The organism is Vibrio profundi (assembly GCF_043642225.1).
Classification (GTDB): domain Bacteria; phylum Pseudomonadota; class Gammaproteobacteria; order Enterobacterales; family Vibrionaceae; genus Vibrio; species Vibrio profundi_A.
On sequence record NZ_JBHZSF010000001.1, the window covers coordinates 654759 to 669291 of the forward strand.

At 45.4% G+C, this 14533-nt stretch carries 14 protein-coding genes; 7 read left to right on the forward strand and 7 right to left on the reverse strand.

Annotated elements, in window-relative coordinates; genetic code table 11:
• Positions 1 to 72 precede the first annotated feature (72 nt).
• Genes phnC through phnE (ACHUFI_RS03085) form a run of 3 tightly spaced genes read left to right on the forward strand, consistent with a single transcriptional unit; the run spans position 73 to position 2446 of the window.
• Positions 73 to 843, forward strand: a complete 771-nt coding sequence (phnC, locus tag ACHUFI_RS03075) for a phosphonate ABC transporter ATP-binding protein (protein ID WP_137359363.1) — start codon at positions 73 to 75, stop codon at positions 841 to 843.
• Positions 831 to 1643 (forward strand): phosphonate ABC transporter, permease protein PhnE, encoded by an 813-nt coding sequence (gene phnE, locus ACHUFI_RS03080; protein ID WP_394246810.1) that lies wholly within the window; start codon positions 831 to 833, stop codon positions 1641 to 1643. The genes phnC and phnE (ACHUFI_RS03080) overlap by 13 nt, the downstream gene beginning before the upstream one ends.
• Entirely contained in the window at positions 1643 to 2446 is an 804-nt protein-coding gene (phnE, locus tag ACHUFI_RS03085; RefSeq protein WP_137359365.1) for a phosphonate ABC transporter, permease protein PhnE, read from the forward strand. Before phnE (ACHUFI_RS03080) ends, phnE (ACHUFI_RS03085) begins: the two co-directional genes overlap by 1 nt.
• Before the next feature lie 87 nt (positions 2447 to 2533).
• Here the strand turns inward: phnE (ACHUFI_RS03085) and ACHUFI_RS03090 are convergent, their stop codons facing one another.
• The 3 genes from ACHUFI_RS03090 to ACHUFI_RS03100 form a co-directional block, all read right to left on the reverse strand.
• A complete protein-coding gene (locus ACHUFI_RS03090; protein WP_394246813.1) occupies positions 2534 to 3313 on the reverse strand; it encodes an HAD family hydrolase in 780 nt (259 codons plus the stop codon).
• A 160-nt stretch (positions 3314 to 3473) separates the two neighbouring features.
• Positions 3474 to 3902, reverse strand: coding sequence for a MarR family winged helix-turn-helix transcriptional regulator (locus ACHUFI_RS03095; RefSeq protein WP_394246815.1), 429 nt, complete (start codon positions 3900 to 3902; stop codon positions 3474 to 3476).
• Positions 3903 to 3907: 5 nt separating this feature from the next.
• A complete protein-coding gene (locus ACHUFI_RS03100) occupies positions 3908 to 4555 on the reverse strand; it encodes a cytochrome b/b6 domain-containing protein (protein WP_394246816.1) in 648 nt (215 codons plus the stop codon).
• A gap of 138 nt (positions 4556 to 4693) precedes the next feature.
• Here ACHUFI_RS03100 and ACHUFI_RS03105 point away from each other — a divergent pair, with 138 nt between their 5' ends.
• The 3 genes from ACHUFI_RS03105 (at position 4694) to ACHUFI_RS03115 (ending at position 7481) form a co-directional block, all read left to right on the forward strand.
• Positions 4694 to 5149, forward strand: coding sequence for a c-type cytochrome (locus ACHUFI_RS03105; protein WP_394246818.1), 456 nt, complete (start codon positions 4694 to 4696; stop codon positions 5147 to 5149).
• Between the two features lie 59 nt (positions 5150 to 5208).
• Positions 5209 to 5655 carry a hypothetical protein gene (locus ACHUFI_RS03110; RefSeq protein WP_394246819.1) on the forward strand — a complete coding sequence of 149 codons (447 nt, stop codon included), beginning with the start codon at positions 5209 to 5211 and terminating at the stop codon, positions 5653 to 5655.
• Between the two features lie 185 nt (positions 5656 to 5840).
• Positions 5841 to 7481, forward strand: coding sequence for a methyl-accepting chemotaxis protein (locus tag ACHUFI_RS03115; protein ID WP_394246821.1), 1641 nt, complete (start codon positions 5841 to 5843; stop codon positions 7479 to 7481).
• A 111-nt stretch (positions 7482 to 7592) separates the two neighbouring features.
• On the opposite strand, the gene ACHUFI_RS03120 is transcribed toward ACHUFI_RS03115, so the two are convergent.
• Entirely contained in the window at positions 7593 to 9014 is a 1422-nt protein-coding gene (locus tag ACHUFI_RS03120; RefSeq protein WP_394246822.1) for an aminotransferase-like domain-containing protein, read from the reverse strand.
• Positions 9015 to 9110: 96 nt separating this feature from the next.
• On the opposite strand from ACHUFI_RS03120, the gene ACHUFI_RS03125 reads away from it, so the two are divergent.
• Complete coding sequence (locus ACHUFI_RS03125; RefSeq protein ID WP_394246824.1) at positions 9111 to 10019, forward strand: DMT family transporter; 909 nt, start codon at positions 9111 to 9113, stop codon at positions 10017 to 10019.
• A 6-nt stretch (positions 10020 to 10025) separates the two neighbouring features.
• Here the strand turns inward: ACHUFI_RS03125 and ACHUFI_RS03130 are convergent, their stop codons facing one another.
• Genes ACHUFI_RS03130 through ACHUFI_RS03140 form a run of 3 tightly spaced genes read right to left on the reverse strand, consistent with a single transcriptional unit; the run spans position 10026 to position 14411 of the window.
• Positions 10026 to 11732, reverse strand: a complete 1707-nt coding sequence (locus ACHUFI_RS03130; RefSeq protein WP_394246825.1) for a S8 family serine peptidase — start codon at positions 11730 to 11732, stop codon at positions 10026 to 10028.
• A gap of 38 nt (positions 11733 to 11770) precedes the next feature.
• Positions 11771 to 12832 (reverse strand): tail fiber protein, encoded by a 1062-nt coding sequence (locus ACHUFI_RS03135; RefSeq protein WP_394246827.1) that lies wholly within the window; start codon positions 12830 to 12832, stop codon positions 11771 to 11773.
• Positions 12833 to 12872: 40 nt separating this feature from the next.
• A complete protein-coding gene (locus ACHUFI_RS03140; protein ID WP_394246828.1) occupies positions 12873 to 14411 on the reverse strand; it encodes a carboxypeptidase regulatory-like domain-containing protein in 1539 nt (512 codons plus the stop codon).
• Positions 14412 to 14533: the final 122 nt, after the last annotated feature.

Sequence of the window (14533 nt, forward strand, 5' to 3'; positions counted from 1 at the left end):
TCTCAACGAAAAAACTATGCCCTCATAGGTAGGGCATAGTTCATCCTAAATTTTTGTATAAGGAAATGCAGTATGGCCGTAGCAAGCTATGACGGAATAAAGATCAACAACCTTTTTCATGAATATGTGGCAGGCAAGCCAATCCTTAAAGGCATTAACATTGATATCGACGAACCGGGCATCATCGCAATTATTGGCCCATCGGGCACAGGTAAAAGTACCTTGCTGCGTTGTATCAACCGTTTGAACGATCCAAGCCAAGGAGAAATCCTTTTTGACGGTGCAGACCTAACTCAGCTTCAAGGTCAGGCACTACGTAAACAGCGCCGCCATATTGGTATGGTGTTTCAAGAGTACAACTTAGTTGAGCGACTTACGGTTATCGAAAACGTACTGAGTGGCCGTTTAGGTTACATGTCAGCGTGGAACGCGTGGCGACGTAACTACTCCTCAGAAGACCTTGCTAAAGCATTTGAACTGCTAGAGTTCGTTGGCCTACAAGATTTCGCGAATCAACGTGCAGACAGCCTGTCTGGTGGTCAGCGCCAACGTGTGGGCATTGCTAGAGCAGTCATGCAAGACCCGTATATTCTACTGGCGGATGAACCGACTTCATCGCTAGATCCTAAAACCGCCGTTGAAATTATGGAACTAATGGAAACCTTCGCTGAGCAGAAGAACATCCCAGTTTTAGTCAACATCCACGACGTGAACCTTGCTAAGCGATACGCAAAACGCATCATCGGCATGTGTAACGGTAAGGTGCATTATGACGGTAGCCCTGAAGGCATTTCCGAAGAAGATCTGAAGATCATTTATGGAGGTGAATCATGGCTGGATTAACCCAAGGCGCAGCAGCAAGCGGTTCGTCTAAAAATTACGATAACCCCTTTAAAGTCTCATGGATGAACCGAGCTATCATAGCGGCGGTTGTCGGTTATCTTTTTTACAGCGTTTCGACATTAGGCCTAACTTTTGACCGATTAATTATCGGATTTGGTGAAAGTGAACGCTTACTATCTAGAATGTTTCCGCCGGACTTTTCTCGTACCAGTTTACTGCTGAGTGGCCTTGCTGAAAGTTTACAAATCGCCATTATTTCGAGCTTTTTCGGCATTGTGATTTCACTGTTTTTAGGCTTACTGGCGGCTCGTAATATGATGCCTGCGATTGTCTCTACCCCGATTCGTGGCTTCATCGCATTATGCCGTTCATTCCACCCTGTGATTATTGCCATCTTGTTTGTAAAGGCGGTCGGTTTTGGTGCGCTAGCCGGGATTCTTACTCTGGTATTCGCATCCATTGGCTTCATTGCCAAGTTATTTGCCGAAGCGATTGAGGAGATTTCCTTTAAACCTGTTGAAGCGATTAAAGCGACAGGCGCAAGCTTTGTGAGTGTGATTTTGTATGCGGTAATGCCGCAAGTATTTACTCGTTTTATTGGATTTGCTAGCTACCAGCTGGACTCGAATCTGCGTAATTCGACCATGGTCGGCATTGTAGGGGCAGGCGGCTTAGGTGGCACCTTATTCTCGGCTTTCCAACGCTTCGACTACGATTTTGTAGCCGCTATTTTGATCACCATTATCGCATTGATTCTAGTGGGTGAGTTTCTATCGAACATTGTTAGGAGAATCTTCTAATGACAACGGCAAATATTGATAAAGAATGGCAACGCTTTACACCGAATGAACGTATTGCCCGCTTTGCTATTTACTTGAGTTTGGTAATGGCCATTGTGTGGTCTTGGCAAACGGTGGAAGTGATTCCTGAATTTTTGTACGACGCACCTGCGCAATTTGCAGACATGTTCCAACGCATGGTGCCAATGGACTATGCGTTTTATCCAGAATCCATTCATGCCGCGATGATCGAAACGCTACACATTGCGACATTAGGTACATTATTTACTTTGGTATTTGCGATTCCTTTAGCCTTACTAAATGCGCCAAATATCACCCCAAATAAAGCGCTAAATTGGGTGGCTCAGTTTTTCCTAGTGTCTTCACGTTCTGTGAACTCATTGGTCTGGGCACTGTTATTTATCGCACTATTTGGCCCCGGTGTTCTTGCAGGCATTATGGCTATTGCAATCCGCAGTATCGGCTTTGTAGGGAAGCTGTTAGCGGAAGCCATTGCCGAAGTGAACATGGGGCCGATCGAAGCACTGCGAGCAACGGGTGCTTCATGGATGAGTATTTTGCTTAAAGGGTACTGGCCACAAGTCATGCCTGCATTTTACTCAATAGTTTTGTTCCGTTGGGACATCAACGTTCGTGAATCTGCTGTACTTGGACTGGTGGGGGCCGGTGGTATTGGTGTGATTCTTAACGACGCACAAAACTTGTTTGAATGGCAAAAAGTATCAATGGTCTTAGTGAGTATTTTTGCTGTGGTAATTATTGCGGAAGCAGTGGTTATTCATATCCGAAACAAACTTATCTAGCGGTTATTTGATACGCTAACATAAAGCGGCCTAAGGTACTTTCTGTCAACCTTAGGCTGTTTTTCTACTCATTAAAACAGCGCCGTATTAGCGCTGGATTGCTAACAAATCTCGGCTAAATTGCGCAAAACCAAACCCACCAGATTCAGACATTACCATGCTCGGGTGATGTTCTAGCTTATCCCAGTAATGTTGAATGTTGGCCACGCCAACGGTCAGTGGTAACCAACCAAACATTTGTTCGTCGTTCATTGAATCGCCCACATAGCAAACCCGCGTTCGGATCTGTTCTGCTGAGAAACCTTGATTGGTTAAGTAGCGCTCTACGGCATTTCTTTTCGAATGCTCACCATACCAAGCGTTAATATGAATCGAACTTGCCGTGGCATGCGCGCCCAACGCGTGGATTCTTCTTAGTACCGCTTGAACGATCTCGGGATCTACAGGAGAACGGTTTTGGCCGATATCAATCGCTACTTCGCATAATCGGTATGACTGGTCGAGCGTTAACGAAAGGTCTGGGTAATCGAGCAAAATAGATTCAATTTGTTGTTTTAACTTTGCTTGATTTGCGCGAATTTGCTCTAGAGGGACCTCGGTTGATATTTGTAAAGATCCCGTCTCTTTTTCTAAGAGAAACGCTCCGTTTTCGCCAAGTACCGCGTCCACTGGCCATAGCTGAGCGATATGGTCACACCAACCGGCACATGCCCCTGTTACCGCAACAACCTTAATGCCACTATCGCGTAGATTTTGTAAAGCGATGAGCGTATCGGGTGGCAATGAACCTTGCCAAGTTAAGGTGTCATCGACGTCAGTAAATACCCATTTGATGTCTTTCCATTCTTGGCTTAATTGATCCTTCATGACTTTGACTCTGCCAGATTTATTTAGTGATTATTGTGATTTTTACTCTATCAATTCGGCGTTAAGAAAACAGTGAGCTATAAGGTGGTGTTTTCGAAATGTAACGGAAAGGAGAAAAAAAATGCCAGCGATTCGCTGGCACTTGGGAGAGGAAAGATGCTTAAACGGCTGCGACCATTTTTTGTAAAAGCTTAATGATCTGCTGCTGCTCTTCTTCGTTTAATGACGCCAACATTTCTTCATTGACCGCTACAGGTAGTGGGAGAAGATCCGATTTGATCGCATGGCCTTGCTCAGTTAAGTAAATGCGAAATGAGCGTCGGCTATTCGGGTCATTGCGTCGTTCAACTAACCCAAGCTTTTCCAGTTTGTCGAGCGTTCGAGTGGTGGTTGAGTTTTCAACTTTAGACTTTGCGGAGATTTCTCGCTGAGTCACGCCTTCTTCTTCCCATAAGCACATTAGTGTCGGCCATAAAGCGAGAGTCATGCCTTGCTCTTTCAGGCGCGCTTCAAATTTTTTGGCAGCTTGGCCCGCAACTACGTTAATCAGCCAGCCAAAGCTCGATTGTCGATCAAATTTTTCACTCATGCGTGTTATACCAGGGATGATGCAATAATTGTCATGGTAACTAATCCCGCTGCAACTAGCATCAAAAAAGCGCGGCGTTGCGAGACAAAACTTGGTTGAATACTCTCTCCATCCTTTGTTAACGCTTGATCTTGAAAACCTGTGAACATGGCTTTAACCAAAGGCTTTCGCTTGAGTTTGTATATTAAAATAGCCATGACATGAAGCAAAACCAGTGCAGGCAGTACTCTCGCTAATATGAAATGTATGGATTCGAAAAGATCAAACAGTGTATCGGTTAACCACCATTGCGCGAACGGTAAGTTATCTAACATGCCGGCTAGTGCTAATCCACTTAAACACTGCATCAATAGGCCTGTGATTAATGCGACGACCATCCAGCCGCCAGCGGGGTTGTGACCAGCGGCATTATCCTGTGTTTGTTTTCCACGTAAATAGCGGACGGTTGCCAGTGGAGAACGGACAAATTGAGAAAAACGATTGGTCTCGCTACCAACGAATCCCCATAGAATTCGCCATGTGATTAAGGTAAACAGTGCAAGCCCAAGAGGTAGGTGAGGGCCATTCCCCGTAAACCCAGTGCCAATCAAGGCAATAAAAACAATAGCTTGTATCCAGTGATATAGGCGAGTGGCTAAGTCCCATACTTTCATTTTCTTTCTCCCAATTCATTATTTAAAACAGTGATGGAAATAATTTACACAACAATAGTTGCGTACGCAACTATTGTTGTGTAAATTAAATGGTAAGCAAGAAAACAACACCACTCACCGAACCATGAGGATGCCAAAATGAAAAACTCTGCACTTACTCTTTCACTTGTTTTGACTACTGTTGCTTCGCCAATATTTTCAACGTCAGCGGTAGCAAACGCTTATGAGGCTGAAATAAGCCAAAGACAAACGGCATTTTCTTCGATTGAAGATGACCTAAAAAGTGCGAGTCGATTACTCGACGGTAAGAGTACGGATTGGGAAGCGTTGACTGCAGTTAGCCGTGAACTGATCGAGCATGGAAATACGTTGAACGAATCGTTCCCGGAAGGCAGCCAAAAAGGCAGTAAAGCGAAAAAAGAGGTATGGACGTCACCGAGTAAGTTCAACACTTTGCTGGCGCAGATGGATGCTGGTTTCGAAGCGCTTTATAACGCTAGCGCCCAACAAGACCCAAACAAGGCTAGCGCAGGAATCAAACAAGCAGAAAAAACCTGCAAGAGCTGCCACCGTTCTTACCGTTCGCGTTGGTAGCAATCGTCTCCACTCAAACTAGCTTCTGTAATCCTGCAAAACATATAAAAGGCATCACCATGAAAAATACCATTCAGATTGTCCATCGCAGCGCAGCAATGTTGGCGTTTCTCCTAATTTTGAGCTTCTTTTTGAGTTCATTATTGGTTGAACTTTTTGGCAACCAGCAACAAGTATTGGCGGTTAAAACCGCTATCTTTTATACGATTTGGGTGTTGATCCCTACTATGGCAATAACGGGCATTACTGGAGCAAAGATGGCACCGAACGCGAAATCGGGCGCGTTAGGAAGAAAGAAAAAACGCATGCCATTCTTGGCTCTAAACGGTTTGTTGGTGTTAACACCTGCGGCAATTTACTTACAGCATTTAGCCAGTGTAGGGCAGTTTGATGAGGTTTTTTATGTGGTTCAAATTGTGGAATTGATCGCTGGGTTTACTAATTTAACTCTAATGGCACTCAATATCCGTGATGTAAAAAAATTGAAAGCGCACGCCGGTGTATAGGTAAGATTGGTCCAAAGAAAAGGCAAATTGAACGACGAGTAAATGAACGGAAGATCTTGTTCCAACAAGAGATTTGATAACTGCTACGCTTAATATAACTTCGTCGCTGAAATAGCTATCTAAGTTTCATAAGGATGGTTTATAGTACGCGAGTTTACATTACAACCAGTGTGGTTATGAAGCTTATGAATATAAATAAATTTTCTATCAAAACGAAAATTGCAATTCCCTTAATTGTGATTGTGTTTGTTTTCTCTACGGTGACTGTTCTTAATGTTGTGAAGTCTAATCAACAAGCTGCGATTAACCATGAATTGAACAATGTTGTTCAGCCAGTCTTAGATGATTTAGAAGATGCGTACCGAGATATTTACCAAGTTATTTCGGCTGCTCAAGGGCTATTGTTAGCTGAAGGGGATTCCGCCGCCGTTCAATACCAAATCGGTGAATTTAAGGACAATGCTTATAAAGCCGTCCCGCGCCTTGAAAGTATTCAAACGTTATTAGATCACGGTGTGCTTGGTAACGAGTCTCGCAATGAATACAACAAGCTCATTCAAGCGGCGAAAAAGTGGATTGCTTTGCATGAGCCTTTGTTCGCGAATCCTGCTGATGCGAAACAATATAATGCCGATACTACCCCCGAAATTGACCGTGAATTCGCCATTGTTAGAGATCAATTACGCTCAATCCGTGGCCTTATTGAAGTGAAACAGGGCGCGCTACGAGCTCAATCAAATGCGTCAATTCAATCTAGCAAATTGGTGATTGAAGTGGGGATGGGCGTTGCGATTTTGGCGGCGTTGGTTGCCATGTGGTTATCGAATCGATTTATTATTAAGCCGATTCAAAACGTTGAAAAAGCTATGAGCGAAATTGCGTCAGGTGACGGCGATTTATCACAACGTATGCAAGTCGATGGAGACGATGAAATTGCTCGCTTAAGTGCGGCGTTCAATCAATTTGTGGGCAAAATCCATCTAACGGTAGAACAGGTGATTATTGCTTCAAATGCTGTGCGTGCAGAGATGGAGAACATTAAGTCTTTGACTCAAAGTGTCGCTGAGTTTTCTTCGAATCAACAGCAAGAAAGTGAAGTCGTTGCGGCCGCAGTGCATGAAATGCAGGTTACCAGTGAAACGGTTAGTGGCAATGCGACAGACGCCGCGAGCGCAAGTAACAGTGCGAACGATGAAGTGGAGTCGGCGAATAATACGCTTGCTCAAACGGTTGGTTCGATTGAGCAACTGGCGAACGATATTGAGAACGCGAGTGGTGTGGTTCATGAGCTAGATACCGATGTTAAGAATATCGCGTCTATCTTAGATGTGATTAAAGGCATTGCTGAACAAACCAATTTACTGGCATTGAACGCGGCGATAGAAGCGGCACGTGCCGGAGAGCAAGGCCGTGGCTTCGCGGTAGTGGCGGATGAGGTTCGTGCTCTTGCGAGTAAAACTCAAGAAAGTACCGGTGAAATTGAGTCGATGATTGAACGCTTAGAAGCCGGAGCGAAGCAAGCTGTAAGTGTCATGAATGAAAGTAAGCAAAGCAGCGAAACAACAATCGAGAAAGCGGAAACAGCGGCGTCGTCGTTAAGTGAAATTCGAAACTCAATCGGTTTAATGAATGAGATGAACACTCAAATCGCGACAGCGGCTTCACAGCAATCGAATGTTTCGGAAGATGTGAACCAGAATGTTCAGCGTATCGCGGAAAGTACCATGCACATGGTGGAAATGGCGAGTAGCGCTGAAAATGCTTGTATGGCACTCGCTGTACAATGTGAAGCCTTGGATGAGCTAGTTTCTCAGTTTGAAGTTTAAACTTTTTTAATCACAACATTGTTTGAACGTTTAGCCCCCTAAACCTATCGCTAGGTTTAGGGGGCTTTGTTTTATCGAGACCGATATGATTCTGGAGCGCGTATTTTGGTCTTAGGGTTGGACATTCCTATAGATGATTTCTGCCAACTTTTGTATTCCTTTGTCCCATTGAGCGTCATCTTTAAAATTAGCCACACTCAAGCGGATACAGTTGATGTATTGCTGGTTAGTAGCAAAAACGGTTCCCGGTAAGATGTTGATTTTATGCTTCTTACATTCCAAATAAATCTGATGGCTGTCTGCGTGTGCGGGTAATGTTAACCAAGTTAAAAATGATCCATTAGGGCGGCTCAAGTGGTATTGCCCTTTTAATGCTTCATAGTGGTCAAGAGCGTGAGTTAACTTGGCTGAAAACTGCTTTAAGTTATGTTGATAAAAACGTTTCATCTTGTCGACGTGAGTTCGATATTTACCGGTTGTCAGGAATTCGCCTGTCGCCGATTGAGTCAAGTTTAGGCTGCCCATGTTTTCACAAATCATGTGCGCTTCTATTTGTTTTTGAAATCCATCGGACAATAGCCACCCAATTCGCAGTCGGGAATCGAGCGTTTTTGAGAGTGAGTTGACGTAGATAACTCGCCCGGTGTTATCAAGGCTTTTCAGGCTCGGAACCATTTTCCCGGCGGTTAGCCCACCAAACACATCATCTTCAATAATCGGTATCGATTGAGTCGCATCAAGTAGCGCTTGTCGTTTGGCTAACGGCATTTGAGAGCCTGTTGGATTATTGAAGTTCGGGGTTACTAGTATGGCTTTCACGTCCCATAACGCTATCGCTTTTCTGACGCTTTCAATGTCGATTCCGGTGCTTACTTGGCTTGGTATTTCGAGTGCTTTTAAGCCCAATGACTGCAATAAAAGTAAGTTTCCGAAGTAGCAAGGAGATTCAACAATGACGATGTCTCCGGGGTTAGTGAGGACTCTGAGTGCTAAGGTAATGGCTTGTTGAGCGCCATTGGTGACGGCGATTTCATTTTTTGAAGAACTGATGCCTAAGTCTTGGCTTATCTTAAGCAATTGTTGCACCAAACGTTCATTCCCCGGAGGAAGTTGGTAATGGCTTGGCATTTGGGTTTGATGGCGGCTATGTCGACCAATTGTGGCATAGAGGCTTTTGATTGCGGGAAAGTCGGTATTGGGGTGAGCTGAACCGGTGGCGAGCAGTTGATTGCCCTCAGGGTAACCTAAAATCGATTTAGCCATAGAGAGTAAATCGACTTCCATTGGCGCAGACGTTTTCGTACTGGTCGTCGCTTGAGCCGACGACACCCGATACCCTGACCGAGGCACGGAATAAACACAACCCACCGCTTCTAACTCTTGGTAAGCACGGATTACCGTATTTTTGCTTACATCCAATTGCTCACAGAGATGGCGAATCGAGGGCAATTTGTCTTCTGCACGAAAAACGCCTTTGTCGATTGCCTGTTTTATGTACGTTTCCACTTGCAGGTATTTATTGCTCGTTTCCATTCTGTACCCATTAAAGTTTCTATTTCTGTCTCTTTTTAACGCCTCTGTACCTTATTAAAGTAATCACATAATTCATAAATTACCAGAGGTTTATAAATGCTAATAAAAATGATTCCTTTCGTTTTCGTCATGCTATGGGCCTCTGGTTTTATTGGTGCACGTTTAGGCTTGGAATATGCAGAGCCAGCCACTTTGCTTACGATTCGCATGGTGCTCAATGTTGGGTTCTTTCTTCTGCTGATTGCGCTGTTAAAACGTAAGATCCCGACAGGAATGGGGCTGGTGCACAGTTTTGTGGTTGGCATACTCATTCATGGTTTTTACCTTGGGGGCAGTTACCTTGCCATCGGTTCAGGCATGCCGGCAGGACTGAGTTCGCTGCTTGTGGGCTTACAACCGATTGTGACGGCGTTGGTGATCGTGGGGTTCACGGCGGAGCGTTTTAAGTTATCTCAATGGATAGGCTTAGGTCTTGGCTTTATCGGTATCAGCTTGGTTTTGATCGGAGATATCGAGTGGCAGAATGATGAGCATAAGCTATTTGCGTTTGGTACCAGTATGTTGGCGCTCATTGGTATTACTTTTGGCACGCTTTATCAAAAACGTTTTTGCCGCGGAACCGATATGGTTGGCAGTGCGATGATCCAATACTTCGCTGCTGGGTTACTGTTTTTACCGGTTGCTTTGCACTATGAAACGATGGAAGTGCAATGGACAATTGAGTTTATCTTAACCATGACATGGTTAGTGGTTGTTTTGTCCTGTGTTGCGATTTTGCTGCTGTTATACATGGTGGAGCACGGTGCATCTTCCGCTGTTGCTTCGGTATTTTATATGGTACCTCCGGTTACTGCGATTCAGGCGTGGCTAATGTTTGGTGAATCCTTTGATGCGCTGGGCGCACTTGGATTCTTGATGGCAGCTTGCGCCGTCTATCTTGTGGTGAAAAATCCGAACTTTCGTTTGGGTAGAAAGTCGATGGCGAACCTCGAGCCGAATCAATAATGGTTTTCACTGATTAGCTGGAGGATCGACAAACGAGATGTTCGCTTGCCAACCTTGACCTTGTGTCCTGTCGTTGGCGACGAACCACATGAGTACTTCATTCGTCCAGCTCGTCAGTGACGGAGGGAGTTCAGTACCACTGAAGATTGCCATGATTGGCGCATTGGTTTTTTTGCCACTGAAAAGGTAAACCATGTCATGGCGACTTTCAGTATTAAGCTCTGAAAAGTCGATTTGAACCACTTTTCCTTTCGGTGCCGTGATTTGCCATTTGCAGCTTGTATTATACGAATATGGCTGGTTTTGGCTGCCATCGCTAATGGTTGCAGGCGTGGTGATGTAAGCGGTGCCAGAACAAAACGCATTCACCATGTCTTTATGAATTGCTTGGTACTTAAGCCGCCAAGGCTGTTTAGTTGCACTCGACGACGTGTAGCGCACGAGCAACTGAGGGTGTTGCAAGTAAAGGTCTTTAGGAACATCAGACACTGAGTATTGCGCAATCATTTGATGAGTCGGTAGAGTGAGAAATGCTAGTGTGCCATTAGGGTCGTTGAGATGGCTGATATTGAACTTCATCCCTTTAATGGTGCCTTGTGGGTGGAGCTCCCACTCCATCGGCTGCTTTATCGAGTCGGCGGGGTAGATATAGCCTTTTGATGTATTAAGCGCCTGATGATTTTCCGTTCCTTCAAACAGTAATGGGCACTCAATGGCTTTCGCCATATTCAGTGAACCAGAGCCTAATTTTCCCAGAAATTGTGGTTGCGAGTGAGCTAATAAGTGGGCAGAGCTGACTAAACAAGCCTTGATTTCTAAAGGGGTAAGCGTTGGATGTTTCGCTTTTATGAGCACTGCCGCTGCGGCAACAATAGCCGCCGAACTTGAAGTCCCACTTTTTGTTATTTTGTCCGTATCAGAGCTGATGCCAGCGGCAGTGATGTCTTCACCTATGGTTGAAATATCAATGAAGTCGGCGTAATTAGCGTCTTCCATCTTTTTTCCATCACCTGAAAGCGCGCCAACAGCCAGTACACTTGGGTAAGCTGCTGGGAATAGATCTTTTTCGGTAGGGAAGTTCCCAGCCGACGCAATAATGAGTATCCCTTGTTTTTCTGCCTTATCAAGAATAGCTTCTTGTTTCTCTGTTAAGTGTTCGACTCCCCACGCTGTCAAAATGATATCAGCACCTGTATCTATGGCGTATTCCAGCCCTTTGAATGCATCTTTTAGGTAGAAGCTTTCAGCCTGATCCTCTAAGGCTTTGACTGGCAATATTTGTGCATATTGCGGGCTTGATTCCCCATAAACATGAGCAACGAGTTCGCTGATAATTCCGGCGACATGTGTGCCGTGATAATACTCTGGTCTGCCATTCGGGGGTGCAACATTGTTATCGGCGTCACTGATATCCCATCCATGTACGTCATCGATATGTCCATTTAGGTCGTCATCAATATTGTTGTCTGGAATTTCTCTTGGGTTGGTCCAAATTAAAGGGGCAAGGTGAACGTGTGAATATAGAAAAGCGTCATCGACGATGGCTAGGACAACCGGGCTCTTTGGTTGGCTTTTGGTCATGTCAGTGGACGCTATCGTTGTTTGTAACCCGATCAACAAGATGCCGCTGACGAACGTGACTTTCCTAATATACCTAGCAATAGCTCCGAACCAAGAGGCCATCAGTGATTTAGATAAACGGTTGAGGTTCATAGTGTCTCCCAATGGATCTTGGTTCATTGCTTTGTTGATTAATGCATTTCAATGCCACCTTTTTCACCTAGACGTCGTGGCGTCAGGCCAGGACCGCTGCCGGCATGCACTGGAACTCGGCCTCTAAGATCAGGAAGTGCGAATGTTGTACGTCCGTCGCCACCATAGGTCGTCCCAAGTAATGAGAATAGTGCTTGGTTGGAAGAAATCGCAAGTAATTGACCATCACACAGCGCCCACCCGCGTGGAGCAAAGTTTCCTCCGAACATGATAATTTCAGCAATAAATGGCTCGGCACTACTACGTGAAGGGAACAGCCCTTGCAATGCAATAATGAAGTTTACGGTATTGTATGGTTGCATGTTGTTCACGCCCATCAAGACTTGGTCTCTAGAGGTAGCAACCCAGTTACCGCCATCCCATTGAAGAAGGTCGCCTGCATTACTTGCTGAGTTTAAGCCGATGGTTTGTGCTTGTTCATCGACCACTATAGGTGCGATTCCTGTGTAAGAGGCGGCGCCATCTAAACCATCAGCGCCAGCTGGACCTTCTGGTCCAACGGGTCCTTCTGGACCGGTCGCACCGATAGGCCCTTCAGGTCCAACGGGTCCTTCTGGCCCGGTTGCACCGATAGGCCCTTCAGGTCCAACGGGTCCTTCTGGACCGGTAGCACCGATAGGCCCTTCAGGTCCAACGGGTCCTTCTGGTCCGGTTGCACCGATAGGCCCTTCAGGTCCAACGGGTCCTTCTGGTCCGGTTGCACCGATAGGCCCTTCAGGCCCAATGGGTCCCTCTGGTCCGGTTGCACCGATAGGTCCTTCAGGCCCAACGGGTCCCTCTGGTCCGGTTGCGCCGATAGGCCCTTCAGGTCCAGCGGGTCCTTCTGGTCCGGTTGCACCGATAGGCCCTTCAGGTCCTGTGGCTCCAATTGGCCCTGCAGGACCAGCCGGCCCTTCTGGGCCTGGAATGAGTTGAATGTTATCTATCTGTGCTTGCAGATCATCAATTGCATCCTGAGGGCTTTTCGCGAATACGTTGCTGCTAAAGCCCGCAACAAGCAAAGTGGTAAAAATCCCAGAAAGAACGAATATCTTGTTCATTACGTATCTCCTTTTTCTGGGGTGGTAAGGGCACTTTCTATCAATTAGAAAGCAGTTGAATACTGACCCACGTTTGTTGTGGGGTAACCAGCATTTGTCGTGTTGTAAAGCCTGCCGCTTTAATCTTGATGAGGTGTTCTCCACCGCTTATCTGTTCAAAATTAAAACGGCCATCTGACGTTGAATTGGTCGTGCGGAGAGAACGAACTTTGAACTCGTTCACGACGGTTTTCTCTATCGTAATTTGAGCGTTTGCAACCGGACTCCCTGTGATATCTGTGATTTCTCCATGTATGTATGAGTCTCCAACATCGAGCTGAATCTGAATGTTGGTGGTTTCAAAAGGGTCTAACGAAACACCACTAATATGAGTGAGGGGTTTGGAGTAAGAAGTCAGGTTAATGGGACCACTCGGGAGGTTACTAGCAGAAAAGTAGCCATGTTCGTCGGCTTTGAGTGTGATGTTCGCGCCACGTAATGAAGTGCTAGATAGCTGCAAGGATAGATTAGGAATCGCGTAACCATTTTCGTCAACAAGTTGCCCCGACAATTCAGCCATGGAGACAGGTTGCAAGCGAATCACAAGTGTTTGCGTGCCTTCATCGATAGTTAGATTTGATTGCTGGTGGCTTTCAAAAGGGCCTCGCGTTCTAACATGCAATTGGTAGTCATTAGTGGTCGGAAGATCTTTGAGGTAGAACGCTCCTTCAGCATTGCTAGTGGCCTTTTTATTGATGTTGAAAGATGAAGAAAGCAAGTGGATGCTTTCATTGGCTATTGGACTTCCTAAATGATCAACGAGCTTTCCGGTAAGCGTGTGCAGTTGTTCAATGTTGTGCAAGGTGATCGCCGGTAAATCGATTGTCGGGCTGTCTGGTTTGTTAGAAAAGACTTTATGGGTTGGGTGGTAACCTTGAGCTTTAAAAGATAGGTAATAATGCCGCGAGGTTTCTGTCGTAAATTCATAGTAACCTCGCTCATCGCTGTAAATCGAACGTTGAGGGTTGCCTGCCATTGAAACTTCAACGTTGGCCACGCCTTGATAGTTCGTATCTATGACTTGGCCAAATATTTGAATCTCGGCAATTAATGAGAGCTCAAAGGTTAAGTTTTGTTCGGGGTACGTTAAAGGAGACGTGGTGATAAAGCCTTGTTCACTCGCGATATTCACTTGATAGCGACCGGCTTGGACCCCTTCGAAAGCGAAGCTTCCATCAGATGAAGTCAAGGTATAAAGCGGTTTTCCTAATGGGTAGATCGCACCTGAGCTCCCGTCATCTCTAATACGGCGAGCAACGATCTTTATCCCAGAGAGTGGCTCATTACTGCTATGCACGACCAGACCTTGAATATCAGTCGTGTGATGAGCGCTGTTTTCTGCGGCTTCTGGAGTAGCAACTTGGGTTTGAACTTGAGAATGTTCTTGGGTGGCAGAGTCGACTTGACGTGAAATTTCCTCAATTGCGACTTGCGACTTAGGTTGGAAATTCACAGAGATTACAAATAGCCCGATACAAACTAAGGCTACACTAACGATTAACCATAGTTTATTGGAGGTGGTGGCCGACGAAAGACTCATTGTCCAAGTCTAGAAAGTGTTTTCTATACGTTGAATAAGTGAGAAAGATAACATCGGAAACTCCCTTTAATGATAAATACATCAGTAATAACTATAGGCAATGAAACCTTAATCACCAAACG

Coding starts and splice junctions, on each gene's coding strand:
- phnC (WP_137359363.1), top strand. CDS start 73: ATGGCCGTAGCAAGCTATGACGGAATAAAGATCAACAACCTTTTTCAT.
- phnE (WP_394246810.1), top strand. CDS start 831: ATGGCTGGATTAACCCAAGGCGCAGCAGCAAGCGGTTCGTCTAAAAAT.
- phnE (WP_137359365.1), top strand. CDS start 1,643: ATGACAACGGCAAATATTGATAAAGAATGGCAACGCTTTACACCGAAT.
- ACHUFI_RS03090 (WP_394246813.1), bottom strand. CDS start 3,313: ATGAAGGATCAATTAAGCCAAGAATGGAAAGACATCAAATGGGTATTT.
- ACHUFI_RS03095 (WP_394246815.1), bottom strand. CDS start 3,902: ATGAGTGAAAAATTTGATCGACAATCGAGCTTTGGCTGGCTGATTAAC.
- ACHUFI_RS03100 (WP_394246816.1), bottom strand. CDS start 4,555: ATGAAAGTATGGGACTTAGCCACTCGCCTATATCACTGGATACAAGCT.
- ACHUFI_RS03105 (WP_394246818.1), top strand. CDS start 4,694: ATGAAAAACTCTGCACTTACTCTTTCACTTGTTTTGACTACTGTTGCT.
- ACHUFI_RS03110 (WP_394246819.1), top strand. CDS start 5,209: ATGAAAAATACCATTCAGATTGTCCATCGCAGCGCAGCAATGTTGGCG.
- ACHUFI_RS03115 (WP_394246821.1), top strand. CDS start 5,841: ATGAATATAAATAAATTTTCTATCAAAACGAAAATTGCAATTCCCTTA.
- ACHUFI_RS03120 (WP_394246822.1), bottom strand. CDS start 9,014: ATGGAAACGAGCAATAAATACCTGCAAGTGGAAACGTACATAAAACAG.
- ACHUFI_RS03125 (WP_394246824.1), top strand. CDS start 9,111: ATGCTAATAAAAATGATTCCTTTCGTTTTCGTCATGCTATGGGCCTCT.
- ACHUFI_RS03130 (WP_394246825.1), bottom strand. CDS start 11,732: ATGAACCTCAACCGTTTATCTAAATCACTGATGGCCTCTTGGTTCGGA.
- ACHUFI_RS03135 (WP_394246827.1), bottom strand. CDS start 12,832: ATGAACAAGATATTCGTTCTTTCTGGGATTTTTACCACTTTGCTTGTT.
- ACHUFI_RS03140 (WP_394246828.1), bottom strand. CDS start 14,411: ATGAGTCTTTCGTCGGCCACCACCTCCAATAAACTATGGTTAATCGTT.